Below are 22,962 nucleotides of genomic sequence, written 5' to 3' on the forward strand. Positions count from 1 at the left end.
TGGATTACAGTTCAAATACTTGTCCTCTTTTGGGTACTTCAACTGCATCATAACCGAATTTATTAACTATTGTCTGAAAATCAGCCATACTTTGCTGCTCTCCGTGAACCAGAAATATGCGTTTCAGCTTCTCCGGATCCTGCATTTTTACAAATTTAATCAAATCGTTTTGATCTCCGTGGCCACTAAATACGTCAATTTTTTCAATATTAGCCAAGACCGGCAACTGTTTTCCACGTATGGATATCGTTTCCTGCCCGTTCAAAAGACGCCAGCCGAGAGTTCCTTCGGAAGCGTAACCGATCATCAGAATGGTAGCATAGGGGTTTCCGATATTGGCTTCCACGTGGTGTTCGACCCTTCCGCCCTGTACCATCCCCGACGACGAAATAATGATACAAGGTTCATTATAATTGGAAATCGCCCGGCTTGCCTCGGCGTTTTCCAGGTAAATCAGGTTATCAAAGTCGAACAGCATGTCATTCTCTTCCTGAAAATTTCGTGCCTCCTTGTTGAGCATCCGAACATAACGCTGATAAACCTTCGTGCTGCTATAGGCAAGTGGGCTGTCCGAAAATACCTTGATGCTAGGAAAGGAATGGTTCAGGTAAATTTTGTTCAGCGTATACAGCAAGGCCTGTGTGCGTCCGACCGAAAACGAAGGAATGATAAGCCTGCCAGGTATATCCACACAGGTTCTTTTGATCACTTCCGCGAGCGCATCCACCGGGCTTCCCTGGTTTTCATGGAGCCGGTTTCCGTAAGTACTTTCACAAACAAGGTAGTCTACCTGAGGGATTTCCTGAGGGTCGATCAGCAGGGGATAATTGCTCCGTCCGATATCTCCCGAAAAAGCAATGCGCTTTCTTTCGCCGTTTTCCATTACCTCCACCACAATGTGCGCGGCACCCAGTAAATGCCCGGCGGGGTAGAATGTTATAGAGATATGGTCTGCGATACGATACCGCTGCCCGAACGAAACCGGAACAAAATTTTCCAAAGCTTCATTTACGTTTTTCTCAACATAATAATCCTTGGGTACCTCCCGGCTTTTTTTGCTTTTTTTCTTCCCAGAGGAGCTGTTGCGTGCATTAAGGCGCTTTTGGTGCAGGTTGGCAGCATCCTTTAGGAGGAGTGACGTAAGCGCCAGCGTGGGTTCGGTACAAACAACTCTTCCTTCAAAACCTTCTTTAAATAAGTTGGGAATATTCCCGGAATGGTCTATGTGAGCGTGTGTCAGCAATACTGTGTTGATGAGACTGGCCTCAAAAGGAAAAACGCCTTTTTGTTCTTCATATCTTGTTTTCCGGGCGGTTTCATCCAAATCAAAATCTGAACCGCAATCGATCAAAATACGGTAGTCGTCGGATTCCAGAAGGAACATACTACCTGTAACTTGCTGTGCAGCTCCCCAAAATGTCAATTTCATACTTTACGAATGGGGGTGAATAGCTATATGATGATTTTTTTCTTCGTGGAAAAAAATCAATATCATTTCTGAATAATTTCTGTTAAAGTTTATAAATCAATCAGTTGAAAAAAAGTAAAAACAGGCAGGCACCGCGATCAATCAAAGTTTGCAGGATACTGCTGATGGTTAGCTATGTTTCTCAAAGATTAGTTTTATTACAAAAGTATCAAAAAACACACGGAGTATTAACGATTACTTCTTAGTTTAGAACGCAATGATTCTTTTTTGCCCGAAAACCAGCACCCCACCGTCAGATGAAATACTTTTCTCTTCTGTTTTTTTTATCCCTTGGTTACCATGTTCATGCGCAGGTAGCAGATTCCGCCGCATTGACGGGTTTCACCGATGCGGTACTGGAAATGCAGAACAGCGAACTTTTCCGGCACGGTTCCCTGGCAGTAAATGTGAAGGCAGTTAAAACCGGTGAGAATATTTTTTCGATCAACCAGGAAAGATCATTACCCTCCGCTTCCATTTTAAAACTGATTACAACGGCAACGGTTCTTTCAGTATATGGTGGTGACTACCGGTTTTCTACCTTTTTGGAATACAAGGGTACGGTAAGCAGCGATACCCTCATTGGTGATTTATACGTCAGAGGAACCGGTGATCCGTCTTTGGGAAGCAGCCGTTTAAAAGGCTACCCTTCCCGCACCGAATTGCTTACGCGCTGGGTGAATGCTGTGAAAAAGCTGGGTATTAGGTATATCAAAGGAAGGATCATTGGAGACGCATCATATTTCGACAACCTGACCATGGCCAGCACATGGATATGGGGTGATATCGGCAATTACTATGGGGCAGGTGTGCAGGGGCTTAATTTTAATGAAAATCAGTATGTGGCAAGATTTAAGGCGGGGGCCGAAGTGGGCGACCCGGCAGAGTTTACGGGGATTGAACCTTACATTCCGTATCTGACCTTTCAGAATCAGGTGATGACCGGAGAAAGAGGCAGCGGCGATCAAACCATTTTTTATGGCGATCCGCTGGGTACCCGTATTGTTCTGACAGGTACCATACCGGCCGGAGCGACTTCATTCCCAGTAAAAGGGGCTATACCGGATGCCGCAAAGTATGTGGCTTTTGCACTGAAAAATTCACTGGAAAGTTTTGGTATACAGCATATTGAGACTGGTGGGCCCGGGACGTCACTGTCCGCACCGGCCGTTGTGCTGGACGAATACAAGTCGCCGCCTTTAAAGGAACTATGCAAGGAAACCAATTTGTGGAGTATCAATCTCTTTGCGGATTCGTTTCTTAAGCTGGTAGGTAAGAGACTGGGCGGAGCGACGGATTTTGACTCCTCCGTTAAAGCGCTTACTAATTACTGGATTGCCCGGCGGGCAGATCTGCGGGGTTTTATGATCAAAGATGGAAGCGGCCTTTCTCCGTCAGGTTCTGTTACTGCCCAGAATATCACGGAGATACTAGCCGCTGTGAAAAAGGAAAACAGCTTTAATGATTTTTACCAGGGTATTGCCGTTCTGGGGCAGACAGGCACAGTACGTAATATAGGAAAAGGCACAAGAGCTGCAGGAAATGTGAGGGCAAAAAGCGGATCCATTGAAGGTACGCGGGCCTATGCCGGCTATGTTACCTCCCGTTCAGGGGAATTACTGGCGTTTACCTTCATAGCGCATAAGTACCAGTCGGGTAGTCAGAAAGCGGTAGGAGAGCAGCTGGGCAGGCTGATGATACTGCTCGGCGGGTTCTGAATTTTAGAGTTTGCAGTTTTAGAGTTTGCAGTTTTAAGTATGCAGTTCAAAGTACACAGTTCACAAAGTATCCTGTTCCCTCCAGCCTGCCTACTGTTAACTGCCTACTGCAAACTTCTCACCGCAAACCGCCTACCTCAACTTCACAATGGTCACCCCTGCTCCGCCACGGTCTGCATGTTCGTCGTACATCCCGGATACCTGTGCGTAACCTCTCAAATAGTTTCTTACCAGTGTTCTCAAAATTCCATCACCTTTGCCGTGAACAATCCGGAGTTCGTCATATCCCAGCATGATGGCATTATCCATAAACTGATCCACAACCCCAAGGGCTTCTTCACCGCGCTTGCCTCGCAGATCCAGGTTGAAACTGAAATTCAGCATTCTTTCGTTCATATCCACACCTTTTGCACCCGTTTTGACCGTCTTTTCACCGGTTGCGGCTTTGTAGGTTTTGTTGGATACCTTTTCCAGTCTGTTCAGTTTTATATTCGACTTCAGGTCTCCGATCCGGATCTCTGCATCCTTACCTTTTAAGGAAAGTACTTCCCCAATAGCCGTTTGCCCGATGATCCGTACGTAGTTACCAACGGCAATAGCTCCTTCTTCAGGTTCATAAATGTCCTCGACAGGCAGCTCCTCTGGTACCAGTTCAGCCTTGCTGAATTTTTCAAGCTGTGCTCTTACCGTTTTTGTTTTTTCCTTTTCGGCCTTGTTTTCCTTTATCTCACGTATGGTGTTCTCAATAAGCTGATTGGCGTCTGTCAGCAAGGTTTTGGCTTTTTGCTTGGCGTCGTTAACTATCTTTTTCTCATTGGTTTCCAATTTTGATTTGAGCAAAGTGTAGTCGGACAATTCCCTGGCAAGTTTTCTTTCTTTAATGCCGAGTTCAATATTCTTTTCGGCAAAAACCCTTCTTTCGATATCCAGTTCTTTGAGCAGTTTTTCAAAGCTTACCTGCTGAGTTCCTAATTTTTCTTTCGCACGGTTAACCACGGCTTTTGGTAAGCCTATCTTGGAGGCAATTTCAAAAGCGAAAGAACTGCCCGGTCTGCCGATCTCAAGCTGGTATATCGGTTCCAGGTGCTCACCATCGAAGCGCATGGCTCCATTTACCAGGCCTTCTGTTTTATCTGCTAAAACTTTTAGGTTGGTATAATGGGTATTGATCATCCCATATGCGCCAGACTTGGTAAGATCTTCCAGAATGGCTTCGGCAATGGCACCACCCAGCCCGGGTTCCGTTCCTGTACCAAACTCATCGATCAGAAAGAGTGTTCGCTTGTTAGCCATGGTCAAAAAGTGACGCATATTGGTAAGATGAGAGCTGTATGTACTAAGGTCATTCTCGAGCGACTGTTCATCCCCGATGTCAATAAAAATATTCTGGAAGAAACCAATGGACGAATCTTCCCGCATGGGTACCAGAAGTCCGCATTGGTACATATATTGTATCAGGCCCACGGTTTTCAGTGCCACGGATTTGCCTCCTGCATTAGGCCCTGAAACAATCAGGATCCGTCTTTTTTCATTCAGTTCAATCGTAAGCGGCACTACCTTTTTTCCGGCTTTCTGGAATGACAGATGCAGGATTGGATGCCGCGCTTCTCGCCAGTCGATAAATTGCCGGTTTTCGAAAACCGGATTGATGGCCTGCATTTCGAATGCGAGCCTGGCCTTCGCCCTTAAAAAATCCAGCAGCCCCAGGAACTGATAAGCTTTTTGTAAATCGGGTACGTACGGCCTTAGCTGGCTGGTAAGCTGTAAAAGGATCCGGTTAATTTCCCTGCGCTCTTCATATTCCAGTTCTCTGATTTCATTATTTGATTCAAAGATATCTGTAGGTTCAATAAAAACGGTTTGGCCCGTAGCCGACTCATCGTGAATAAAGCCTTTTAGTTTTCGCTTATGTTCTGCAATAATCGGTATCACCATACGGCCGTTTCGGACCGTCAGGGATACGTCGTCTCCGATCCAGCCGCTGCTTTTGGCAGCGCGAAGAATACTGTCAAGCTTTTTACGGATACCTGCCTGTTCGGATATAAGCTGGCGCCTGATGCGCCCCAGTTCTGGCGAAGCGGAGTCCTTGATTTGTCCGCGGTCATCAATGATTCTATCAATGGCGTCTGTGATCGGTTTTTCAACTCTGACGGATTTGGCATACTCTCCCAGAAGCGGGAAAGAGTCGGCCTCCTGATTTTCAAAAAATCGGAGACATAACCTTATCGTCTGAAGGGATACCTTAATGTCCGAAAACTCGCTTTGCGTGAGCAACATTCCTTCAATTGCTGCACGTTTAAGATAGGGTGTGGCGTCAATATAATTTTGTGAAGGAAAATTTTCACCTGTTTCCAGTATCGATTTCATCTCGGCAGTCTGGCTCACGAGCTTTTCCACCATACCGAAATTGTCCGAAAAACGTATTTTTTCAACATAATACTGCCCAAGCGGACTGATACAAGCCTCGTGCAGCCATTCACGCAGTTTGTCAAAACCTAATTTCTGTTCTAATGTTTTTGGATATAGCATTTTATAATTTACAGTCAGCGGGCTGCGGTCTCATCAAAATGGATTAACTGAATAAAAGGTGAGGTGGTCTCTCAAAATAGTGTTCGGACTTCTTCCTTAAGTACTTTTAACGCATTTGCAGCAGGCTGGGTTTCTTTTTCTATCACATGAGAGAAGATCTTTTTCGCAAGGTTGGTTGCCGGGTCTTCCGGATTAACTTCTGCCGCCGACTGGTTGATCACCGCCACGATCTCGTTCATGGCGCTTGTTAGCTGTTCCCAGGCATGGTTGCTCATATACATCTGCTGGGCAATGTTGTGATTATACTCGTCCCGTATTTCTCTTAGCAGGATCTGGTGTAATTCCAGCGCGTTGGCAGCTGATGGTGTCAGGCGCAGCAACAGGTTGTTGGGGCTGATCCGTTCCAAGAACAAACACATGCGTTCGTATGCCTGCAATCTTAAGGGTAGGGTGATGTCGGTATGTTTGCCTTTTATATCTCTTTTCAGGTACTCAAGAATTTTGTTGGCAACATCCGTTACGGTCAGGTATAAACCATAAACCATACCTGCCCCGAGTGCCAGATAGAGTATTGGAAAAATGTAGTCGTTCATGTATTATCACGAATTTGTCAAATAAAGGGCAAAATTAGAAGATAACTCGCTTGAAAAAATAAAACATACGAATAATGCGGAATGGATATGGTAAGATTGTTGTTGAAATCGCTACACATTCACTCATACTGAGGAAAAATTTGAACATCTTCGTTAACAAAATGGTATTACTCGAAATGAAAACCCCGGAAAGAGCGGGAGGCAGGGCAGCGTAAAATGGAAAATCCTATCATCATCACTGACCGGGCAAGGGAAGAAATCATATCTACTCTGGCAGATAATAAGATCCCGGATATATACGGCTTGCGGGTAGGCCTGAAAGGCGGAGCATGCAGCGGAACTTTTATTCTGGGTTTTGATACCTTGACCGACAGCGATAATACCTATATCATCGACGGGATAAAAGTATACATCGACAGAAAACACCTGATGTATGTACTAGGCGTTTCCGTTGATTACGAAGAAGGATCGAACGGGAGCGGTTATACGGTATCTGCGATAGAAATCAAAAATTAGTTTACCGTTAGTCATCTATGGTTACATGTTTCCAGTTCTCTCCGGAACGAATCCGGTTCAGCTGCGTATGGGTAATACCAAACTGTTTTGCGATCATTTTGAGGCGGTTATTATCGTTCTTCAATAGTTTTTTGATGATGCGAACCTTGCTTTCGGTCAGTTTGTAGTTTTTGGTCCGGCGGGGAATCACCCGGTTGATAAACGCAGGGTTTTCCCTGTTGTGGTCAATCATTTCCGTTTTGGTGACCCACTTCAGGTTTTCATAATAATTGTTCTGTTTCTCAAAATCAAGGTGGATCACAAAATTATTATCGGCACTTGGTTTTTCCACAAAGTGCTCAGCAACAAGCTTATGGACATACCTGTTGATGGTTTTGCCTCCTGTAACCCTGATGTTTAAAGATCGATATCCCTGGATCACAGAGCCTTTGATGATGCTCCCTTCCTTGGGGTTGTTCTGGAAGCTTTTCAGCCTTCCATAGTTGGATACTTCATAATGAGGCGGATTCTCAATTTCGCTGAATATAATCTTTGCCCACTTTTCGTTCCAGAAACTGCGACTTGCATTTGACTCACTCATTTTTCTAATTGTGTTTGCAATATTTAAGATACAAAATTAGTGCTAATATTTTTTCGGTGTTTTCCGAAATGAAACGACTGGTGTACTTTTTTATGTTTTGTTACTGTTAATCTATTAAAAAACAGTTGAATTTCAATTTAATAACGAGTATTTATGAAACGTACCCTGATAATCGGAGCCTCAGTCAACCCCTCCAGATATGCAAACATTGCTGCAAACAAACTTGTTGCCTTTGGTCACCAGATTTTATTATTAGGTCTGAAAAAAGGTACTTTACTTGGAGAAACCATTCAAACCGAAAAGGTTAACTGGGAAAACGTCGATACCGTTACTTTGTATATCAACCCGACCCGCCAGCCTGAGTATTACGATTATATCATTTCATTAAATCCTAAACGTGTTATTTTTAATCCTGGTACAGAGAATGCGGAATTCCAAAGTATTTTGTTAAGTAAAAATATCATACCAGTCGAAGCATGCACCCTGGTAATGTTAGTCACAGGACAGTATTAGAAGCTATCTGGGAGGTTTCTGCCGATATTTCATTACCTGCATCGGGCAGTTATCCTTTTTGCCATGCAGAGAATATCCGGTTATCGCTGACGCGCCCAGACCGCCTGCCTGCTACTACGCTAGTGAATTACCAGCGTAGCAGTGCGGATGCCCAGGTAAAGCCGCTGCCAAAAGCAGCGAGGCAGATCAGATCTCCTTCTTTTATCTTACCCTGTTCCCAAGCCTCGGCCATGGCAATGGGGATGGACGCCGCCGTTGTGTTACCAAATCTCTGAATGTTGTTGATAACCTGGTCTTCGGTAAGCCCCATCTGTTGTCTCACATATTCGCTTATGCGAATGTTGGCCTGGTGTGGAACCAGCAGATTTATATCTTGAGAGGTTACATTGTTGGCCTTGAGGGCTTCATTGATGACTTCTCCAAACCGTACGATGGCATGCTTAAAAACTGCGTTTCCGTTCATGTATACATTGATCCCGCCATTTTCGATCATCTCCGTGGTAATGGCCCTTTCGGGCCGGCTGCTGCCGGGATCGCGTACGTATAATTCTTCAGCATAACGCCCGTCCGCATGCAGGTGGGTGGATAAGACCCTGTGGATGGGGTCCTCGGTTGCCTGAACAACGGCAGCCCCGGCCCCATCTCCGAAGATAACAGCAGTGCTGCGCCCCTGGGTACTTTTGTCAATCCAGGAAGACTGGATCTCTGAACCAACCACCAGCGCAGTTTTGTACATGCCCGTCTTTATAAACTGATCCGCTATGGAGAGTGCATAAACAAAACCGGAACACTGCTGTCTGATATCAATCACCGGCTTTCCGTCCATTCCCAGTTCCCGCTGCATGAGGAATGCCGAGCCAGGGAAAAAATAGTCGGGGGTGATTGTAGCGTATATGATTACATCTACGTCGCTGGGTGTAATACCCGCCCGCTCCAGGGCCTGGCGGGATGCAGCCGTGGCCATACTATGGTTGGTGTCTTTCCCGTATTCAAAATACCGGCGCTCCCGGATACCTGTTCTTTCCTGGATCCATTCATCCGAGGTTTCCATCCATTGTGTCAGATCCTGATTGGTAACAACATTTTCAGGAACATAATAACCGAGCCCGGTAATACGGGAAAAAGCCATATAATTAATGGTAATGTGGGAGTTATTTCCTGGCTATGCGGAATGCAGGGTATAAGTAAATTCTTCCATGATCAGGTTGGCCAACAATTTCTGACAAGCCGTTTTCACCTTTTCGTCTGCTGCCTCTTCCGTATCAGCTTCAAGTTTAAGGGAGATATGTTTTCCAATTCTCACATCATCTACCTGGTCAATGCCCAGATTGTGGAGGCCAAGTTTTACAGCCTTTCCCTGAGGATCCAGGATTTCCTTGATAGGCATGATATCTATTTCAGCAACAAATTTCATATAGTAACGAATATTAGTATAAAAAACTATGTAAATAATTTAATATTTCCAAGTCGAAAGGTGAAAGGATGTTTTTTTCTCAGCATTCCGGCTCAACAAGCCGCAAAATTGCAACAAAAAGTCTTTGATAACAATTGATTACTTTTTTTTCATTGCGTTTATGATCACTGACATCAAAATATAGATTACAATGATAACAGGTACCGCAAAAATTTTAAGAAAGGCTAACAAGGCCAGCGTAATAATGATAAGAAGGTACCTCGCTTCATTATTCTTCCAGGAAAATGATTTGAATTTGAGAGCCAGCAAGGGTATTTCCGATACCAGCAGAATGGACATTACCGCAGTTAAAATCAATAAGTTGTTGGTGTTGATGATGATCGATTTCAGCGATTCGTCACCGATGTGAGCCATAATGGGGAGTGAAGCCACCAGCATGGCGTTGGCCGGTGTCGGTACACCGATGAACGAGTCACTCTGCCGGGGATCATTGTTAAATTTTGCCAGTCGGATCGCCGAAAAAACAGCCATCATAAGTGCGGGATAAGCTTTCCATATTCCCATCAGATCAGGTATGCTTTGCATGAGAAGCTGGAAAATGATGATAGATGGCAACAACCCGAAGGTAACGAGGTCAGCCAGTGAGTCCAGATCCCGGCCAATGGGAGAGGAAACATGTAACAACCTCGCCAGGAATCCGTCCAGGAAATCGAACACCAACGCTATTCCAATCAGAGCGCAGGATAACAGCAGATTATTATGAAAGGCTTCCACCACACCAATACAGCCACAAAGGAGGTTGCCGCATGTGAGGGCATTCGGGATATTTCTACGTATCATATCGCTTCGTTCAGAAATGGGTTATGTTTCTTTTCGTAACCAATGGTTGTGGGCTGCATGTGCCCGGCATATACGGTGTAGTCATCGGGCAAGGTGAACATTTTTGTACGGATGCTATTCAGGAGTGTATTAAAATCTCCACCAGGGAGGTCGGTGCGTCCAATACTTTGCCGGAAAAGTACGTCGCCGCCAACCACCATACGGCTTTCATCATTTACAAATGCAACATGCCCGGGAGCATGGCCTGGTACAAATATGACCTTTAATGTTGTTTTGCCAAAGGTGACATCCTTTCCTTCGGTAAGGTAGGTATCAATTTCGGGTTCTTCAAAAAGCACAAAGCCATAATTGGGAGCATAGGTTTTGACTGCCTTTAACAATGGTTCGTCAATTTTGTGAAGGAGAAAAGGTATACCATATTTTCTTTTGACCGGGGCCACACCCAGAACGTGATCAATATGGGCATGGGTGTTGAGTATCTTAACCGGTTTCAGTCCGTTGGTTTCAATGAAGGAGTATAGTTCATTCAATTCACGCTGTTCATAACAGCCAGGGTCAATAATGACGGCTTCTTTTGTTTCATCATATAAAACGTAGGTGTTTTCTGAAAAGGGATTGAAAGTGAATGTCTGAATCTTTAGCATTTCCTGATTATTCTGGCGCCTGTATAAATTGATTGCTCCATGCAAATTTACAAAACACTTTGTTACATCCTGGTTATTAAAAAGAAATGGCACCCCAGTCATTAGGGTGCCATTCTTTATTGGTAGCAGACAGCTCTGCCGCAAGCCCTGGTCTATCTTTTTTCAGTTGCTGATCTTCTCTGAGATGGTGGCTTTGATCCGGTCATAATAGAAAACAGAAATTCCTTCATAACCCGAATCCGTTCCAACACAAAGCCAGATCTCCCCGCTGGCATTGGCATTGACTGTTACGGAGTTGTCGGCGCTGGACCTTTTCACAATTTTATAGACCGTTTCATCGGAGTCATTGGAGGCGTTCCCTATTACTGCCATTTCTTTTCCTCCCTGGGATTGCTGGCCTTTGTCGAGTGTGAAATTGTAATAGTCGCCTACCAATTTTTTTGCAGGCTCATTCGGTGACGCCCCGGCTTTCAGATAAACCGAAGTACCGGGCGCTCCGCCCGCGCCGAAGCTGTCGTTCGATTCGTTGGTTGCAAAATCAATATCAAATGCCACGTTGTATGTACCGCCCGGTCGAAAACCCTTTATTTTCTTTTTAACAAACATAAAGAGGTCGTCGCTGCGGTTACTTCCCTGCATCAGGATGCCGTACCTGGTGTTATCGAGCGGAGACGGAAGCAGTGCCCTCCGGGATCTCAGCGCGAGTGTGGCAGTGTCTGTGGCTGTTGAGTAATCCGAGAAATCCGCGGACCACCCATCCGTGCCTGACTCAAAATCAGAATCAATGGTTGTTACAGCAGTCATTTTTTCTCCATCGGTGCAGGCCGACAAACTTACAGCGAGTGCCAGGCTGCATCCAATCATCCATCTTTTCATAGCAATAAACTTTTTTGTAAAACTAAAACGATTGCAAGTAAAGAGCCCGTTCTGTTAACGATGGTTGGAATATTTAAGTAATAATTTTTAAAAAGTTGATTTATTCTTCTGAATATCAAATTATTAGGTATAAAACTGTGCCAGCAGGAAAATAGTAGGTTTTTTGTGCAGATCGGGTTTGCTCCTTTGCCAGTTTCGGATGGACTGGGTTCTGATAAACTCGTCGGGTGCCGTAACATTAGCTGCAATACAGAGCCTTGTTTCGGGCCCACAAGTTTCAAGAACGGCGTCGAGCAGCTGATTATTACGGAATGGTGTTTCCATGAAAATCTGGGTCTGGAGCCTTTGTGCTGATTCCCTCTCCAGTTGCTGAATGGCCTTTTTCCTTAACGTTTTATCTATGGGCAGATATCCGTGAAATGCAAAAGACTGCCCACTCATTCCTGAGGCCATCAGGGCGAGTAAAATGGACGATGGACCAACCAGCGGCATCACTTTGTAACCAAGTTCATGGGATACTGCAGCTGCTACCGCACCAGGATCGGCAACACCGGGACACCCGGCTTCGGAGATGATACCTGCATTTTTATTCAGGGCGGTTAGGCGTTGTCTGGTAAGTTCCATGGGGGTATCCTTGTCCAGTTCGAAAAACTCGAGATCGTCAATGACTTTGCCAAGTTTCAGGCTGCTGATGAACCGGCGGGCAGAACGGATATTTTCTACAAAGAAGACATCCAGTCCACCGATAACGGACCTGACCTGGCCGGGTAGTACCTCCTCGGAGGTACCTTCCGCAAGTACCGTAGGAATGAGGAAAATGGTTGGTTTATGATTTGACATTGCTGATCAGCAGGCTATAAAATGATAATCCCTTACAACCTTTTTATCGTGATTTCGGTCTTGAAGGAAGTACAAAGTTAAACTTATGAAATCAGTATTGCACATTTCGTTATTGCTGTTGTTAGTGCTAGGGTGTAAAAAGGACGACGCAGACGGACCGGTCAACTCTTTTGCTACTGGACTGGAGGGCAGATGGAAACTCGTGGAAACAGAAAAAGGAGTGGTGGGAAATCAAGGTTGGGTAGCTGTTCCGGGAGAGCAGGCAGATTATCTCATTTTCCGTTCAGACGGCGTGTTAATTGACTCCACCGGATTACCTGCCTGTTGTTCGCCTATTGCTTTTATCATCAATCAGAAATTATTCGAAATAAAACCCCAGGCCCCGCTGGCGGCTAATCCGGCCTGTTCGTCCAGGAATTGTGTGTTGTGCCCAACCTGGGATATTCAGTATAGTGGAAACGAGCTGGTCGTATCCTATTGTGACAGCCCCAGGAGAAAGTATGTCAGGGGCTGAGCGGGCTCCAAATCATTGTTTAGGTTTTGTATTGTGGCATAACAGCGAGACGGGTCGGGATCTGTCTCGCTGTTTGTTTTCGGGTGGTATTTACTCTTCGAGGAATTCCAGTAAAACCTTCAAAAACGCTTTGGGTTGTTCGGCCTGCACCCAGTGGCCCGCATCCCGGATGGTTTCCAGCCGCGCTGCGGGGAAAATCTTAAGAATATCTTCCCAATCTTCGTCCAGTATGTAATTGGATTTCTCACCCCTGATAAAAAGGGTAGGTACCTGCACGGGTGTATCTGTTTCTATTGCCGCACCTATTTTGGGCATATCGCTTGTCAGAACCGGCAGGTTAAACCGCCAGCCAAATGATCCGTCCTCTTCCCGGTAAAGATTCTTGAGCAAAAATTGTCTTACAGCAAGGCTTGGTTCAAAAGGACTTAGCTGGTCATCGGCGTCTTGCCGGTTGTGTACAGTGGCGAGGTCTATTGTATTCAGTCCCTGAAGGATTTTCCGGTGGTGAATGGGATACTGTTTCGGGCCGATATCCACAATCACCAGCTTGTCATAGGTTCCCGGATGATTCACGGCATATTCCATCACTGTTTTTCCACCCATCGAATGGCCGATGAGCACCGGCGTCTCAAGATTTTGCTGTGTTATAAATTCGGCAAGATCAGCTGCAAAGGTGGGATAATCCATCGGTTCTTCATGCGGAGATCGGCCATGGTTACGCTGGTCCACCAGGTATAAAGTGTATCCGGCATCAGCAATTGTTTTGCTGATGGATAGCCAGTTATCCAGCAAACCGAATACGCCGTGAAGAATAATGAGTGCCGGTCCGTTTTCTCCTACTTTTTTGAAATTCAAATGCATATCTGATATTTTTTTACAATTATTTTTTTGCCAGTCAAACGATTCGATTTGTTCAACAAAAAACAAAGATCACTATGAAATAATTAATGTAGTAGTCATTTGGTTATAACGCTTGCAAAATACTACCTGTTTCCCCGGGATAAAAGGAAAAAGCGCCCGGATGGCTTAACAAAAAAATAATATATACGAATGTGTCATTATTGATACATAAAAATGTATTATATCAACAAATCAGCTAGTTGCAAGATGTAGTATAGTATTTTAGTAGGATTTTGGTGGTTGGATAAGAACTTTAAAAGCCATTATTTTACATTAAAATTCGTTCATCTTCATGGATGAAACTACAACAATCACCAACCAATTCACCAAAAATTTATGGATCAGAAAAGTTTACTTTTCAGGGCAGCGTTCGTGGCGTTGTTCTTATTTTCATTAGCGCTTTTTCATCCTGCGCTGGCTCAGGAAAACGGTGCCTCGGTATCAGGCACTGTTAACGACGATAAGGGAGAGCCTCTGGCAGGCGCTACCATTGCATTAAAAGGAACAGGAAAGGGAACCACGGCTGACGGCGCCGGGAAATTTACGCTGACAGGCCTGCCAACCGGAAGTCAGACCATCATCATTTCTTTTATCGGGTTTGACAGCCAGGAAATTGCCAGGGATCTTGTTGCGGGGGAGAATTCCCTGGGAAACCTTAGCCTTGCGGTTAACGCCGCGGCTCTGAGTGAAGTGGTGGTGGTAGGGGTTGCCGATTACGCCAAAGAACGTCAGACACCAGTGGCGGTTTCCACCGTCAGGGCAACGGAAATCCAGACGAAACTGGGTAACCAGGAATTTCCTGAAATACTTCGCACCACGCCTTCCGTGTATGCAACCAAAAGCGGTGGTGGTTTTGGGGATTCAAGGATCAATATCCGTGGTTTTGATCAAAACAATGTAGCGGTACTGATTAATGGTGTGCCGGTTAATGACATGGAAGGTGGTACGGTTTACTGGTCCAACTGGGCCGGATTGTCCGATGTTACGTCGGCTTTGCAGGTGCAGCGCGGACTGGGTTCATCGAAACTCGCCATTGCATCGGTAGGAGGTACGATGAACGTCATTACCAAGACTACGGATATGAAGCAGAGCGGTTCTGCAAGTGTAGGTATCGGAAACGACGGTTATAATAAGTTTAACCTTGCTTACAATACCGGACTTACCAAAAGCGGATGGTCCGTATCTGCACTGATCAGCCGTACCTCCGGGAAAGGATATGTTGACGGTACGAAATTTGAGGGATACAACTACTTTTTGGGTATAGGTTATAAGCCTAATGCCAAGAACGACTTCCAGTTTGTGATCACAGGTGCTCCGCAATGGCACCACCAGCGCTCCACATTTATTTCCCTGGCTACCTATCAGAAGTATGGCTCCAATGGTGAGCCTAATACCAAATACAATTCGGACTGGGGCTATCTGAATGGAGACGAGTACAATGTGCGCAGAAATTATTACCATAAGCCGGTTGCCTCTATTAACTGGGAACATAAGATTAATTCCCGGATGAGCTTATCTTCAGTTGTGTATGCATCGTGGGGACGTGGCGGAGGAACCGGCCCAACCGGTTCGATCAACGGTAAGGCAGTAGCTGCCCTGCCAAAAACAACAGACGGTCTTATCCGGTTTGATGATATTGCAAGCTGGTCAGCCGGAGACAGCGTAACAGCGCTGGGTAAAAACAATGTTGCAACCAACGGTCAGTATATCAATACAACTTCCAAGGGCATTACAAGGTACGGTTCTATCAACTCTCATGACTGGTACGGTGCCATTATTAAACTGAATACCAAACTTACAGATGCTATTACGTGGGACCTGGGCGTTGACCTCAGGACTTACAAAGGGATACACTACCGCGTGGTGACCGATGTGCTCGGTGCAGACGGATACCTTGATAATACGGACGTCAATAACCCCAACCGCGTGATTACCAAATATTACGATGCCAAAGCCAGCTTCAATCCTTTTGTGAGCATGAAGGACCAGCAGAAAATGGGTTATTATAACGACGGCCTGGTGAGATGGGGCGGGTTGTTCACGCAGCTGGAATATTCAAAAAATAACCTGTCGGTGTTTGTACAAGGTTCGCTCTCCAACCAGGCGTTTAGAAGAATTGATTATTTCGTGAAAAAGAATGACGACCCGCTTCAGAAATCCGACTGGTCAAAATTGTGGGGAGGAACTGTTAAAGGAGGGGCCAATTACAATATTGACGATCACAGTAATGTTTTTGCAAATGCCGGTTTTTACTCGAAACAGCCATTGTTTAACTCTATATTCCCCAACAACGCTCAGACGATTAACCCCAATATCGAGAACGAAAAAATTCTGGGTACAGAGGTGGGGTACGGTTTCCGGTCAAAATTCTTCAATCTTAATCTGAATCTCTACCGTACTTCCTGGGCCGACCGCTTCCTGCGTGCAACGGTACAGGCTTCGGATGGAACCAGAGGCATAGCCTACGTGCAGTCTCTTAAGCAGGTCCATACAGGGGTCGAACTGGAAGCGAATACCAAACTTGTAGAAGGCAAACTGGAATTCCGTGGTATGTTATCTCTAGGAAACTGGAAATACAGCGGAAATGGCGTAGCCACTTATGTGGATGAGGCAACTTATGACATCAAAAAGAATCCTGATGGTTCGGTATTTGAACAAACCTTGTATCTGGATGGAGTGAAAGTGGGAGACGCCGCCCAAACTACAGCGAGCCTCGAAGGTATTTACGAGATCGTTAAAGGCCTTAAAGTCAATGCTACCTGGTTTTATATGGATAACCTGTATGCATCCTTTGCTCCCGCAGATTTTGCCGCAGCTAATAACAAAGGGGCTCTTAAACTGCCGTCGTACAACCTTTTTGATGCAGGTATTAATTATAAGCTCTCTTTGAGCGGCAGAAATGCGCTCATCTTTGGTTTTAATATCAACAACCTGTTTGACACGCAGTACATTGCCGAGGCAAAATCCAACCTTTTCCCTGATGCGGATTCTGCTAAAAACTGGAAAGGTATCAATACGGCCAATACAGTGTATTTCGGTTTCGGCCGCACATGGAACGCAAGTATCAAATATAATTTCTAAGCCACAGCTTAGTCTGGTTAAAGGTACACCGCCAAATGGGGCGGTGTACCTTTTCTCATTTAAGATCTATACTGTCTGAAACGGCTTGGGTTACCGTTTTAACCCCGATCCTGTACCCCTCCACAATTAACCTTGAAATATCCTCGGAAGTAAATCGCTGCATGTCCAGTACAAGGGGAGTTTCCGGCCTGATTACCGTAAGTTTCATGGGTCTGCCACGAAGAATGGAACGGTCAACATAAGACTCGGCCCATTGAATATTGTTGTTCACGATCTGATTTACGGTGATATCCCTGATGCGCTCAATAAGCGTGATCAGGTTACGGGTATTCATTCCCTCCGGCCGGTATAGTAACGGGGAATGGCAGGCAATGAGCACAATCTCCGTGGCACCGTCTTCAATGGCCTGCCGCACAGGTGCCACCTCTCTTAATCCGCCGTCCAGGTATTCTGCATCAGCGATGGGGACGCCGGGCATCAGCATCGGAATGGAAGAACTCGCATATACATAGTCCAGAAAATGAGGGTCATCCGTAGAAACATATTTAATTTCCCCACTTTCGATATTCACTGCGCCAACCTTTGACTTAATGGTGCACCTTTGGACATACTCATCCCGCACATTTTTGCGGATCAGCAGGTGCAGGGGAACGGGGTCCAGCAGGCCGTCAAACCGGCTCATCAGGGTATTAACACCCAGCTTTACACGTGACCTGAGTCTCGAGATGTCGTGCGGCTGGGTAATATTTTTGATCCAGAATTCCAGTAATTTTCTCCCGGCCAAGGGCCACCTGATCTCTTCGTTCTGCATCAGCTGCCTCCCGGTCTCATTAATCAGAAAGGTGGTATTCAACGCCCCTACCGAAATACCGTAGACCATATCCGGTTCAAAACCATTTTCCAAAACAGCCTGGATCGCGCCAACCTGGAAAGCTCCTTTCATGGAGCCCCCGCCAAGAACGAGTGCTTTCATAAGTTTGTGTATTTTTTAATCTGCTGACGAACAATATTTACTGATCTGGAATCAGCTTTGGTTACTGAAAGAATCATTTGCGGGTTTAAACGGTTTAAGAGTTACACCTTTTTTCAATTCTAAACATTTTCGATTTAAAATGCTTAGAAAAAGAAGATTTTGTTCCAAATTTGGAAATCAAATTAAAAAGATTTTTTACGCATAACGAATCCTGGTATCAACGCCGGGAAACCATCATTATGATTCCGGGAGGGAAAGTCCTCTAACTTTTATATGACCCTTTCAATAAAGGAAATTCAGATCCCGATTGCAGATGAAATGAAGGCTTTTGAGCAGAAATTTCGTCAGTTCATGAAAAGTGAGGTAATGCTGCTGGACCAGATCATGAATTATATCGTGCGCAGAAAAGGTAAACAGCTGAGACCCATGTTTGTTTTCCTTTCGGCCGGGGTTTGTGGCAAAGTAGAAGAGTCCTCGTACCGTGGCGCTGCGCTCATAGAATTACTGCATACCGCTACATTAGTCCATGACGACGTGGTGGATGACTCAGGTTATCGCCGGGGCTTTTTCTCCGTTAATGCCTTATGGAAAAATAAAATCGCTGTCCTGGTAGGTGATTACCTTTTGTCACGCGGGCTGCTCTTATCGGTTGATAATGAGGAATTTGATCTGTTGAAAATCGTGTCAACGGCCGTCAGGGAATTGAGTGAGGGAGAGCTCCTGCAGATGGAAAAGGCAAGGAGGCTCGATATTAACGAGGAGGTATACTACCAGATCATCAGACAGAAAACGGCTTCCCTTATCGCTTCCTGCTGTGCAGTAGGGGCTTGTTCCGTGGGTGCATCGGCTGAGGTGGTGGCCAAAATGCATGCATTCGGGGAAAAAGTGGGAATGGCTTTTCAGATCAAGGATGACCTTTTTGATTATGGTGATGACGAAATCGGAAAACCTTTGGGCATTGATATCAAGGAGAAAAAAATGACTTTACCGCTGATATATGCCCTCAATAAAGCTGCCTGGCTTGAAAAACGGAGGATCATCAATATCATCAGAAATGAAAGCCACAAGCCTAAAAAGGTTTCAGAGGTCATTGCCTTTGTGAAAGAATCCGGGGGACTGAAATATGCACAGGAAGTCATGCAGAGGTATGTTGAGGAAGCCAGGGCGCTGTTATATGAATTTGTAGATTCGCCCCACCGTCAGTCACTCGAACAGCTTGTGCAGTATACAATTGAACGTACCAAGTAACAGAGATACTTGTTCAGCAGGAAGTCAGTAAAAACCTTTGGAATACTATTTCCCGAGGTTTTTTTATGAAAATATTGTTTTGACTAATTGTTTAGTTATTTTTGACTAAAATATTAGTTGTGTAAAAAAATTATTGATTCCCCTGGTTATGAGACTATTGCTGCTTTTTGCTTTTGTTTTAGCCGTGCATTATGCAAGTGCGCAGCCGAAGGTTCTCAGAATAGATGCGCTTGGCAGGACTGAATACGATCAGATCCTGACGCGCTATTCGGATGATGTCAATAACCGGACCGACGGACTTCAGCTGAGAATCCGGATGGACAGTGCCGTAACGATGGCTTTTGGTGGTAAAAAGGAACTGGGGTATACCCTATTCCTCCAATGCCTGGTGAACGCTCAAGGTAAGGCCGACTATGTATTTTTTAACCTGGCTGCAGTTGGGAGGTACAATCATGACTCGCTTGAGGCGGAATTGAAATCAGCGGTGATGTCCAGAATGGCGTCATTCAAAGCCCGGGAGCTGGGGAAATACTGCATGTACAACTTTTCATTTATGGGAGGACGCCAGAAGGCTGCACCCCGAAAGGTGCCCAAAGGAGACAGTGCATTATCTGAAATAAAACAGTTACTTACGAGCCGGGATACTATAAGGATAAAGAAACTCTTTCTTCACGAGCTCAGCCTGACCGCCGTGCCAGATGCGATCTACCGGTTTCCCAATCTGGAGGAACTATACCTGGAAAAGAACCAGATTACTTCCGTTGCCATAGATATTAGAAGGCTTCCCAAATTATCAATTCTGAATCTGGGAAGTAATAAAATTACCAATGATAGCTTGCATCTCTCAAGAAACAAATGCCTGCACGTACTAAATCTGAATGAAAATTCTTTCACGGATATCCCCGTTGCTGTAAAAAACTGCCGAAAACTTAGCAGTCTTTGGCTGGCAGGTAATAATATGTCGGCGTTATCCGGGGTAAGTTTTAAGCGGGTCAGGAAATTACGTGACCTCAATTTATACAAGACGCAGATTGGCCAGGTACCTGCCGGTATTAAAAAAATGAGGAAACTGGAAATACTGGACCTGTATCATAACAAACTTACCGAAATTCCTAAGAGTGTAACCAAGCTGAAAAAGCTGACCCACCTGGCCGTGGCGCATAACCAGCTGAAGGAATTACCAGAAAAATTATATAAACTCAAACAACTTCATACGGTGTATGCCCATCATAACTGGCTGAGTTACCTTCCCGAGAAAATCGACAGGCTTAAGGAAATGAGGATTCTGGATTTAGGTTATAACTGGTTTACTAATTTTCCTGTTCAGGTTACGGCGTTTGAAAATCTGACCGAACTGGATATGTCGTCCAATAATTTTACGGAGTTTCCCGCGCAGCTGTTGGAACTGAAGCACCTGGAAAAGTTATATCTCCGCGGCAACCCATTTATCGGGAATGATGCGGAGACCAAGTATGCCAGCCAGTTGGGAAGTCTGAAAGGGAAGAATATTGAAGTTTTTTATTGATCCCTTAAAGATTCCACCAATAAGTTAATTTGAGTACGATGGCCCGGGTCTTTACCCTGAAATTATCCGGCAGATAGTTGTCGGTATAAACAATAAACAAGTCGGAAGCCGGGCGGTACCTCCACTGCAGGCGAGAGTTGAGGTTAATGTTATCGGCTTGTTTGTTGTACTGCATGAAAGTCGTGAAAAACAGACTGTTTGTAAAGGTTACGTCCACACGAGGGCCAACGAGCCAAAGCTCAGTGCGGTTCCAGGGGGTGGGGAGTTTAAGGTTGTTGTAATTCCCTGCAAGCGCGATGGCTACGTAAGGCTGAAAGCGATATCCCAGTTCCGTACGGAGTGTTGTTTTGGTTCCGTTTTCATACCAGCCACCGTGGCTTCCGGCAAGGGTGTAGGTAAATCTCTTCTGAGGGCCCGAAACAATTTCAATTCCTGCGGTTTTCCAGTTGTGAATGGTGCCCGCATCCAGTTTGCTGCCTCCCAGGTTGGTAGGGTCAAAAGGCTGCAACAGGCGGATATAGTTACTGGACACATAAGGTATTATTGTAGCCCGGCTTATGAAATTGATATTATAGGAAAGAATAAATTCCTTATCGCTCACCGAAAACCCTTTGTCCCAGTAAATGTTGGTCACAAACTTGGGCCCATGGCTGATAACTTTCGGAGATTTTACAAACCAGAGATATCCAATATTCGGGCTGATCTTGTAGTAGCCCATCCTTGTGGCATTGGGGACATACCCCACTTCCGCATTGTAGTTTTTTCCCACGTACTCATGCTGCCATTGCCAGAAGAAATTGGCTTTATTGAATTTCAGGTCCGCAGCATGGACGAAATCATCGGAAGATTTCCCCGGGGTGAATGACTTTAGGAACATGACTTTACCCGTCCATAAATTTTTTGCGCTGGCCAGGTTAAATTCCGCACCTATGTTACGGTTGTAGCGGTTGGTAGTACCATACTTTTCCTGCGAATAGTTGAGCGCATCTTTATTTACAAACATAAACCGCACATTGGAGCGGGCCAGTACCTGGCGCTGCAGGGCAAAAACTGCATAATTGTTTTTGGGAGTAATGCTGTCGGGCGATGCCGTCTGAACATCCAGCACACCAATACGCCAGTTTTTATCCAGTTTTCCGCTCATACGTGCCCCAAACTGAATGGGGGTTCCGAGACCTATCCTTCTCGAAAAAAAAGGCCGGAGGTTAGCATATCCGAAATTGGCGAACAAGTCAGCGTTTTCGAGGAAAAACTGCCGCCTTTCAGGGAAAAACAATTCAAACCGGTCGAGGTTGGTTTGCTGCACGTCCACATCCACCTGCGAAAAATCCGGGTTAACGGTGAGGTCCAGGTTCAGGGAAGGAGTGAGGCCTATCTTGACATCTCCACCGATATTGTTTTTATACTTCGGGGGCGAGTCTGTCTGGTAATTTTTGGTCATCCGGGTCGCAGCGTAAGGAATAACCGAAATGTTGGCACCAGGGTTTGGCGGAGGTACATCCCACACCAGCACACCTGTGTAGGCCAGCGATGCAGAGGGGAATTGCCGGGGTACCGGGGCCCAGGCAGATTTCTCGGATACGGTCAGGTCCTGCCTGCTGAAATTAATTCCCCACTCGGTAATGCCGGGTTTGTAACGGATACTCTTAAAGGGAATGGCCGCTTCCCAAACCCATTTGTCATCATCGTTTTTTACCGAAGTTAGCCATTTGTTATCCCAGCTCAGATCCACCGTCCCGCCGTCGCCCATTTGTCCGTCCCAGGGAGCACCAGCCGCATTGGCACCAAACGAAAAACCATTGGTTTTGTCGTGAAAGGTATCCATGAACAAGAGGAAGTTGTCGTTTTTTCCAAAAGTAAAATCCCGCTTCAGAGATTCCACGATGATGGTTCCTTTGATAGGTTTGTAATTGACAACCAGGATATAGATATTATGTTTGTCGTAGGCCATTTTTACCTCCGTCCGGCATTTTGCAAAGCTGGTATCCATCGGGGTAATCATGAAGAAATCAGTTGCTGTTTCCGTATCGTTCCAGGCCGCGTCATTGGCTAGGCCGTCTATTTTGATGGCCGATGTTGACGGGCGGATATGATATTTGTAATTTTCGTTAGGTTTTTGTGCAAAAGTTTTTGTGAGTACAAAAAGTAAAGCAAGGATAATCCGCAGGTTACGTAACACTTTTTAAAATG

The 22,962-nt window shown here is 45.4% G+C and carries 20 protein-coding genes; 7 read left to right on the plus strand and 13 right to left on the minus strand.

The window, feature by feature from the left end:
* Positions 1-4 precede the first annotated feature (4 nt).
* Positions 5-1,429 carry an MBL fold metallo-hydrolase RNA specificity domain-containing protein gene (locus tag KOE27_RS05900; protein WP_215237891.1) on the minus strand — a complete coding sequence of 475 codons (1,425 nt, stop codon included), beginning with the start codon at positions 1,427-1,429 and terminating at the stop codon, positions 5-7.
* Between the two features lie 296 nt (positions 1,430-1,725).
* Here KOE27_RS05900 and dacB point away from each other — a divergent pair, with 296 nt between their 5' ends.
* The gene (dacB, locus tag KOE27_RS05905; protein ID WP_215237892.1) at positions 1,726-3,186 is read left to right on the plus strand and encodes a D-alanyl-D-alanine carboxypeptidase/D-alanyl-D-alanine endopeptidase; all 1,461 of its coding nucleotides are present in this window, start codon (positions 1,726-1,728) and stop codon (positions 3,184-3,186) included.
* 132 nt (positions 3,187-3,318) lie between these two features.
* Here dacB and KOE27_RS05910 read toward each other — a convergent pair whose 3' ends face one another.
* Together KOE27_RS05910 and KOE27_RS05915 are read right to left on the minus strand one after the other, a co-directional pair.
* Entirely contained in the window at positions 3,319-5,715 is a 2,397-nt protein-coding gene (locus KOE27_RS05910) for an endonuclease MutS2 (protein WP_215237893.1), read from the minus strand.
* Positions 5,716-5,786: 71 nt separating this feature from the next.
* Positions 5,787-6,308: a DUF7935 family protein gene (locus KOE27_RS05915; RefSeq protein WP_215237894.1), complete on the minus strand. Its 522-nt coding sequence runs from the start codon at positions 6,306-6,308 to the stop codon at positions 5,787-5,789.
* A 216-nt stretch (positions 6,309-6,524) separates the two neighbouring features.
* Between KOE27_RS05915 and KOE27_RS05920 the strand changes: the two genes are divergently transcribed.
* On the plus strand, positions 6,525-6,824 hold the full coding sequence (locus KOE27_RS05920) for a HesB/IscA family protein (protein ID WP_215237895.1): 300 nt from the start codon (positions 6,525-6,527) through the stop codon (positions 6,822-6,824).
* A 7-nt stretch (positions 6,825-6,831) separates the two neighbouring features.
* Here KOE27_RS05920 and KOE27_RS05925 read toward each other — a convergent pair whose 3' ends face one another.
* On the minus strand, positions 6,832-7,404 hold the full coding sequence (locus KOE27_RS05925; protein WP_215237896.1) for an NUMOD4 domain-containing protein: 573 nt from the start codon (positions 7,402-7,404) through the stop codon (positions 6,832-6,834).
* Between the two features lie 153 nt (positions 7,405-7,557).
* Between KOE27_RS05925 and KOE27_RS05930 the strand changes: the two genes are divergently transcribed.
* Positions 7,558-7,917: a CoA-binding protein gene (locus KOE27_RS05930; RefSeq protein ID WP_215237897.1), complete on the plus strand. Its 360-nt coding sequence runs from the start codon at positions 7,558-7,560 to the stop codon at positions 7,915-7,917.
* A gap of 127 nt (positions 7,918-8,044) precedes the next feature.
* On the opposite strand, the gene KOE27_RS05935 is transcribed toward KOE27_RS05930, so the two are convergent.
* The 6 genes from KOE27_RS05935 to KOE27_RS05960 form a co-directional block, all read right to left on the minus strand.
* Complete coding sequence (locus KOE27_RS05935) at positions 8,045-9,046, minus strand: 3-oxoacyl-ACP synthase III family protein (protein WP_215237898.1); 1,002 nt, start codon at positions 9,044-9,046, stop codon at positions 8,045-8,047.
* Positions 9,047-9,079: 33 nt separating this feature from the next.
* Positions 9,080-9,331: a phosphoribosylformylglycinamidine synthase subunit PurS gene (gene purS / locus KOE27_RS05940; RefSeq protein ID WP_215237899.1), complete on the minus strand. Its 252-nt coding sequence runs from the start codon at positions 9,329-9,331 to the stop codon at positions 9,080-9,082.
* 138 nt (positions 9,332-9,469) lie between these two features.
* Positions 9,470-10,171: a CDP-diacylglycerol--serine O-phosphatidyltransferase gene (pssA, locus tag KOE27_RS05945; RefSeq protein ID WP_215237900.1), complete on the minus strand. Its 702-nt coding sequence runs from the start codon at positions 10,169-10,171 to the stop codon at positions 9,470-9,472.
* Complete coding sequence (locus KOE27_RS05950; RefSeq protein ID WP_215237901.1) at positions 10,168-10,815, minus strand: MBL fold metallo-hydrolase; 648 nt, start codon at positions 10,813-10,815, stop codon at positions 10,168-10,170. Before KOE27_RS05950 ends, pssA begins: the two co-directional genes overlap by 4 nt.
* A 162-nt stretch (positions 10,816-10,977) precedes the next feature.
* Positions 10,978-11,691 carry a hypothetical protein gene (locus KOE27_RS05955; protein WP_215237902.1) on the minus strand — a complete coding sequence of 238 codons (714 nt, stop codon included), beginning with the start codon at positions 11,689-11,691 and terminating at the stop codon, positions 10,978-10,980.
* 123 nt (positions 11,692-11,814) lie between these two features.
* Positions 11,815-12,531 carry an SAM-dependent methyltransferase gene (locus tag KOE27_RS05960; RefSeq protein WP_215237903.1) on the minus strand — a complete coding sequence of 239 codons (717 nt, stop codon included), beginning with the start codon at positions 12,529-12,531 and terminating at the stop codon, positions 11,815-11,817.
* Positions 12,532-12,616: 85 nt separating this feature from the next.
* Here KOE27_RS05960 and KOE27_RS05965 point away from each other — a divergent pair, with 85 nt between their 5' ends.
* Entirely contained in the window at positions 12,617-13,045 is a 429-nt protein-coding gene (locus KOE27_RS05965; protein WP_215237904.1) for a hypothetical protein, read from the plus strand.
* 90 nt (positions 13,046-13,135) lie between these two features.
* Here KOE27_RS05965 and KOE27_RS05970 read toward each other — a convergent pair whose 3' ends face one another.
* Positions 13,136-13,906 carry an alpha/beta fold hydrolase gene (locus KOE27_RS05970; protein ID WP_215237905.1) on the minus strand — a complete coding sequence of 257 codons (771 nt, stop codon included), beginning with the start codon at positions 13,904-13,906 and terminating at the stop codon, positions 13,136-13,138.
* A 375-nt stretch (positions 13,907-14,281) separates the two neighbouring features.
* Between KOE27_RS05970 and KOE27_RS05975 the strand changes: the two genes are divergently transcribed.
* On the plus strand, positions 14,282-17,026 hold the full coding sequence (locus KOE27_RS05975; protein ID WP_215237906.1) for a TonB-dependent receptor: 2,745 nt from the start codon (positions 14,282-14,284) through the stop codon (positions 17,024-17,026).
* Positions 17,027-17,081: 55 nt separating this feature from the next.
* On the opposite strand, the gene KOE27_RS05980 is transcribed toward KOE27_RS05975, so the two are convergent.
* Complete coding sequence (locus KOE27_RS05980) at positions 17,082-17,999, minus strand: patatin-like phospholipase family protein (RefSeq protein WP_215237907.1); 918 nt, start codon at positions 17,997-17,999, stop codon at positions 17,082-17,084.
* 273 nt (positions 18,000-18,272) lie between these two features.
* On the opposite strand from KOE27_RS05980, the gene KOE27_RS05985 reads away from it, so the two are divergent.
* A complete protein-coding gene (locus KOE27_RS05985) occupies positions 18,273-19,247 on the plus strand; it encodes a polyprenyl synthetase family protein (protein WP_215237908.1) in 975 nt (324 codons plus the stop codon).
* A 148-nt stretch (positions 19,248-19,395) separates the two neighbouring features.
* Positions 19,396-20,772, plus strand: coding sequence for a leucine-rich repeat domain-containing protein (locus KOE27_RS05990; protein WP_215237909.1), 1,377 nt, complete (start codon positions 19,396-19,398; stop codon positions 20,770-20,772).
* Positions 20,773-20,776: 4 nt separating this feature from the next.
* Here KOE27_RS05990 and KOE27_RS05995 read toward each other — a convergent pair whose 3' ends face one another.
* On the minus strand, positions 20,777-22,951 hold the full coding sequence (locus KOE27_RS05995) for a DUF5916 domain-containing protein (RefSeq protein ID WP_229252659.1): 2,175 nt from the start codon (positions 22,949-22,951) through the stop codon (positions 20,777-20,779).
* Positions 22,952-22,962 lie beyond the last annotated feature (11 nt).

The organism is Dyadobacter sp. CECT 9275, from assembly GCF_907164905.1.
GTDB lineage: Bacteria > Bacteroidota > Bacteroidia > Cytophagales > Spirosomataceae > Dyadobacter > Dyadobacter helix.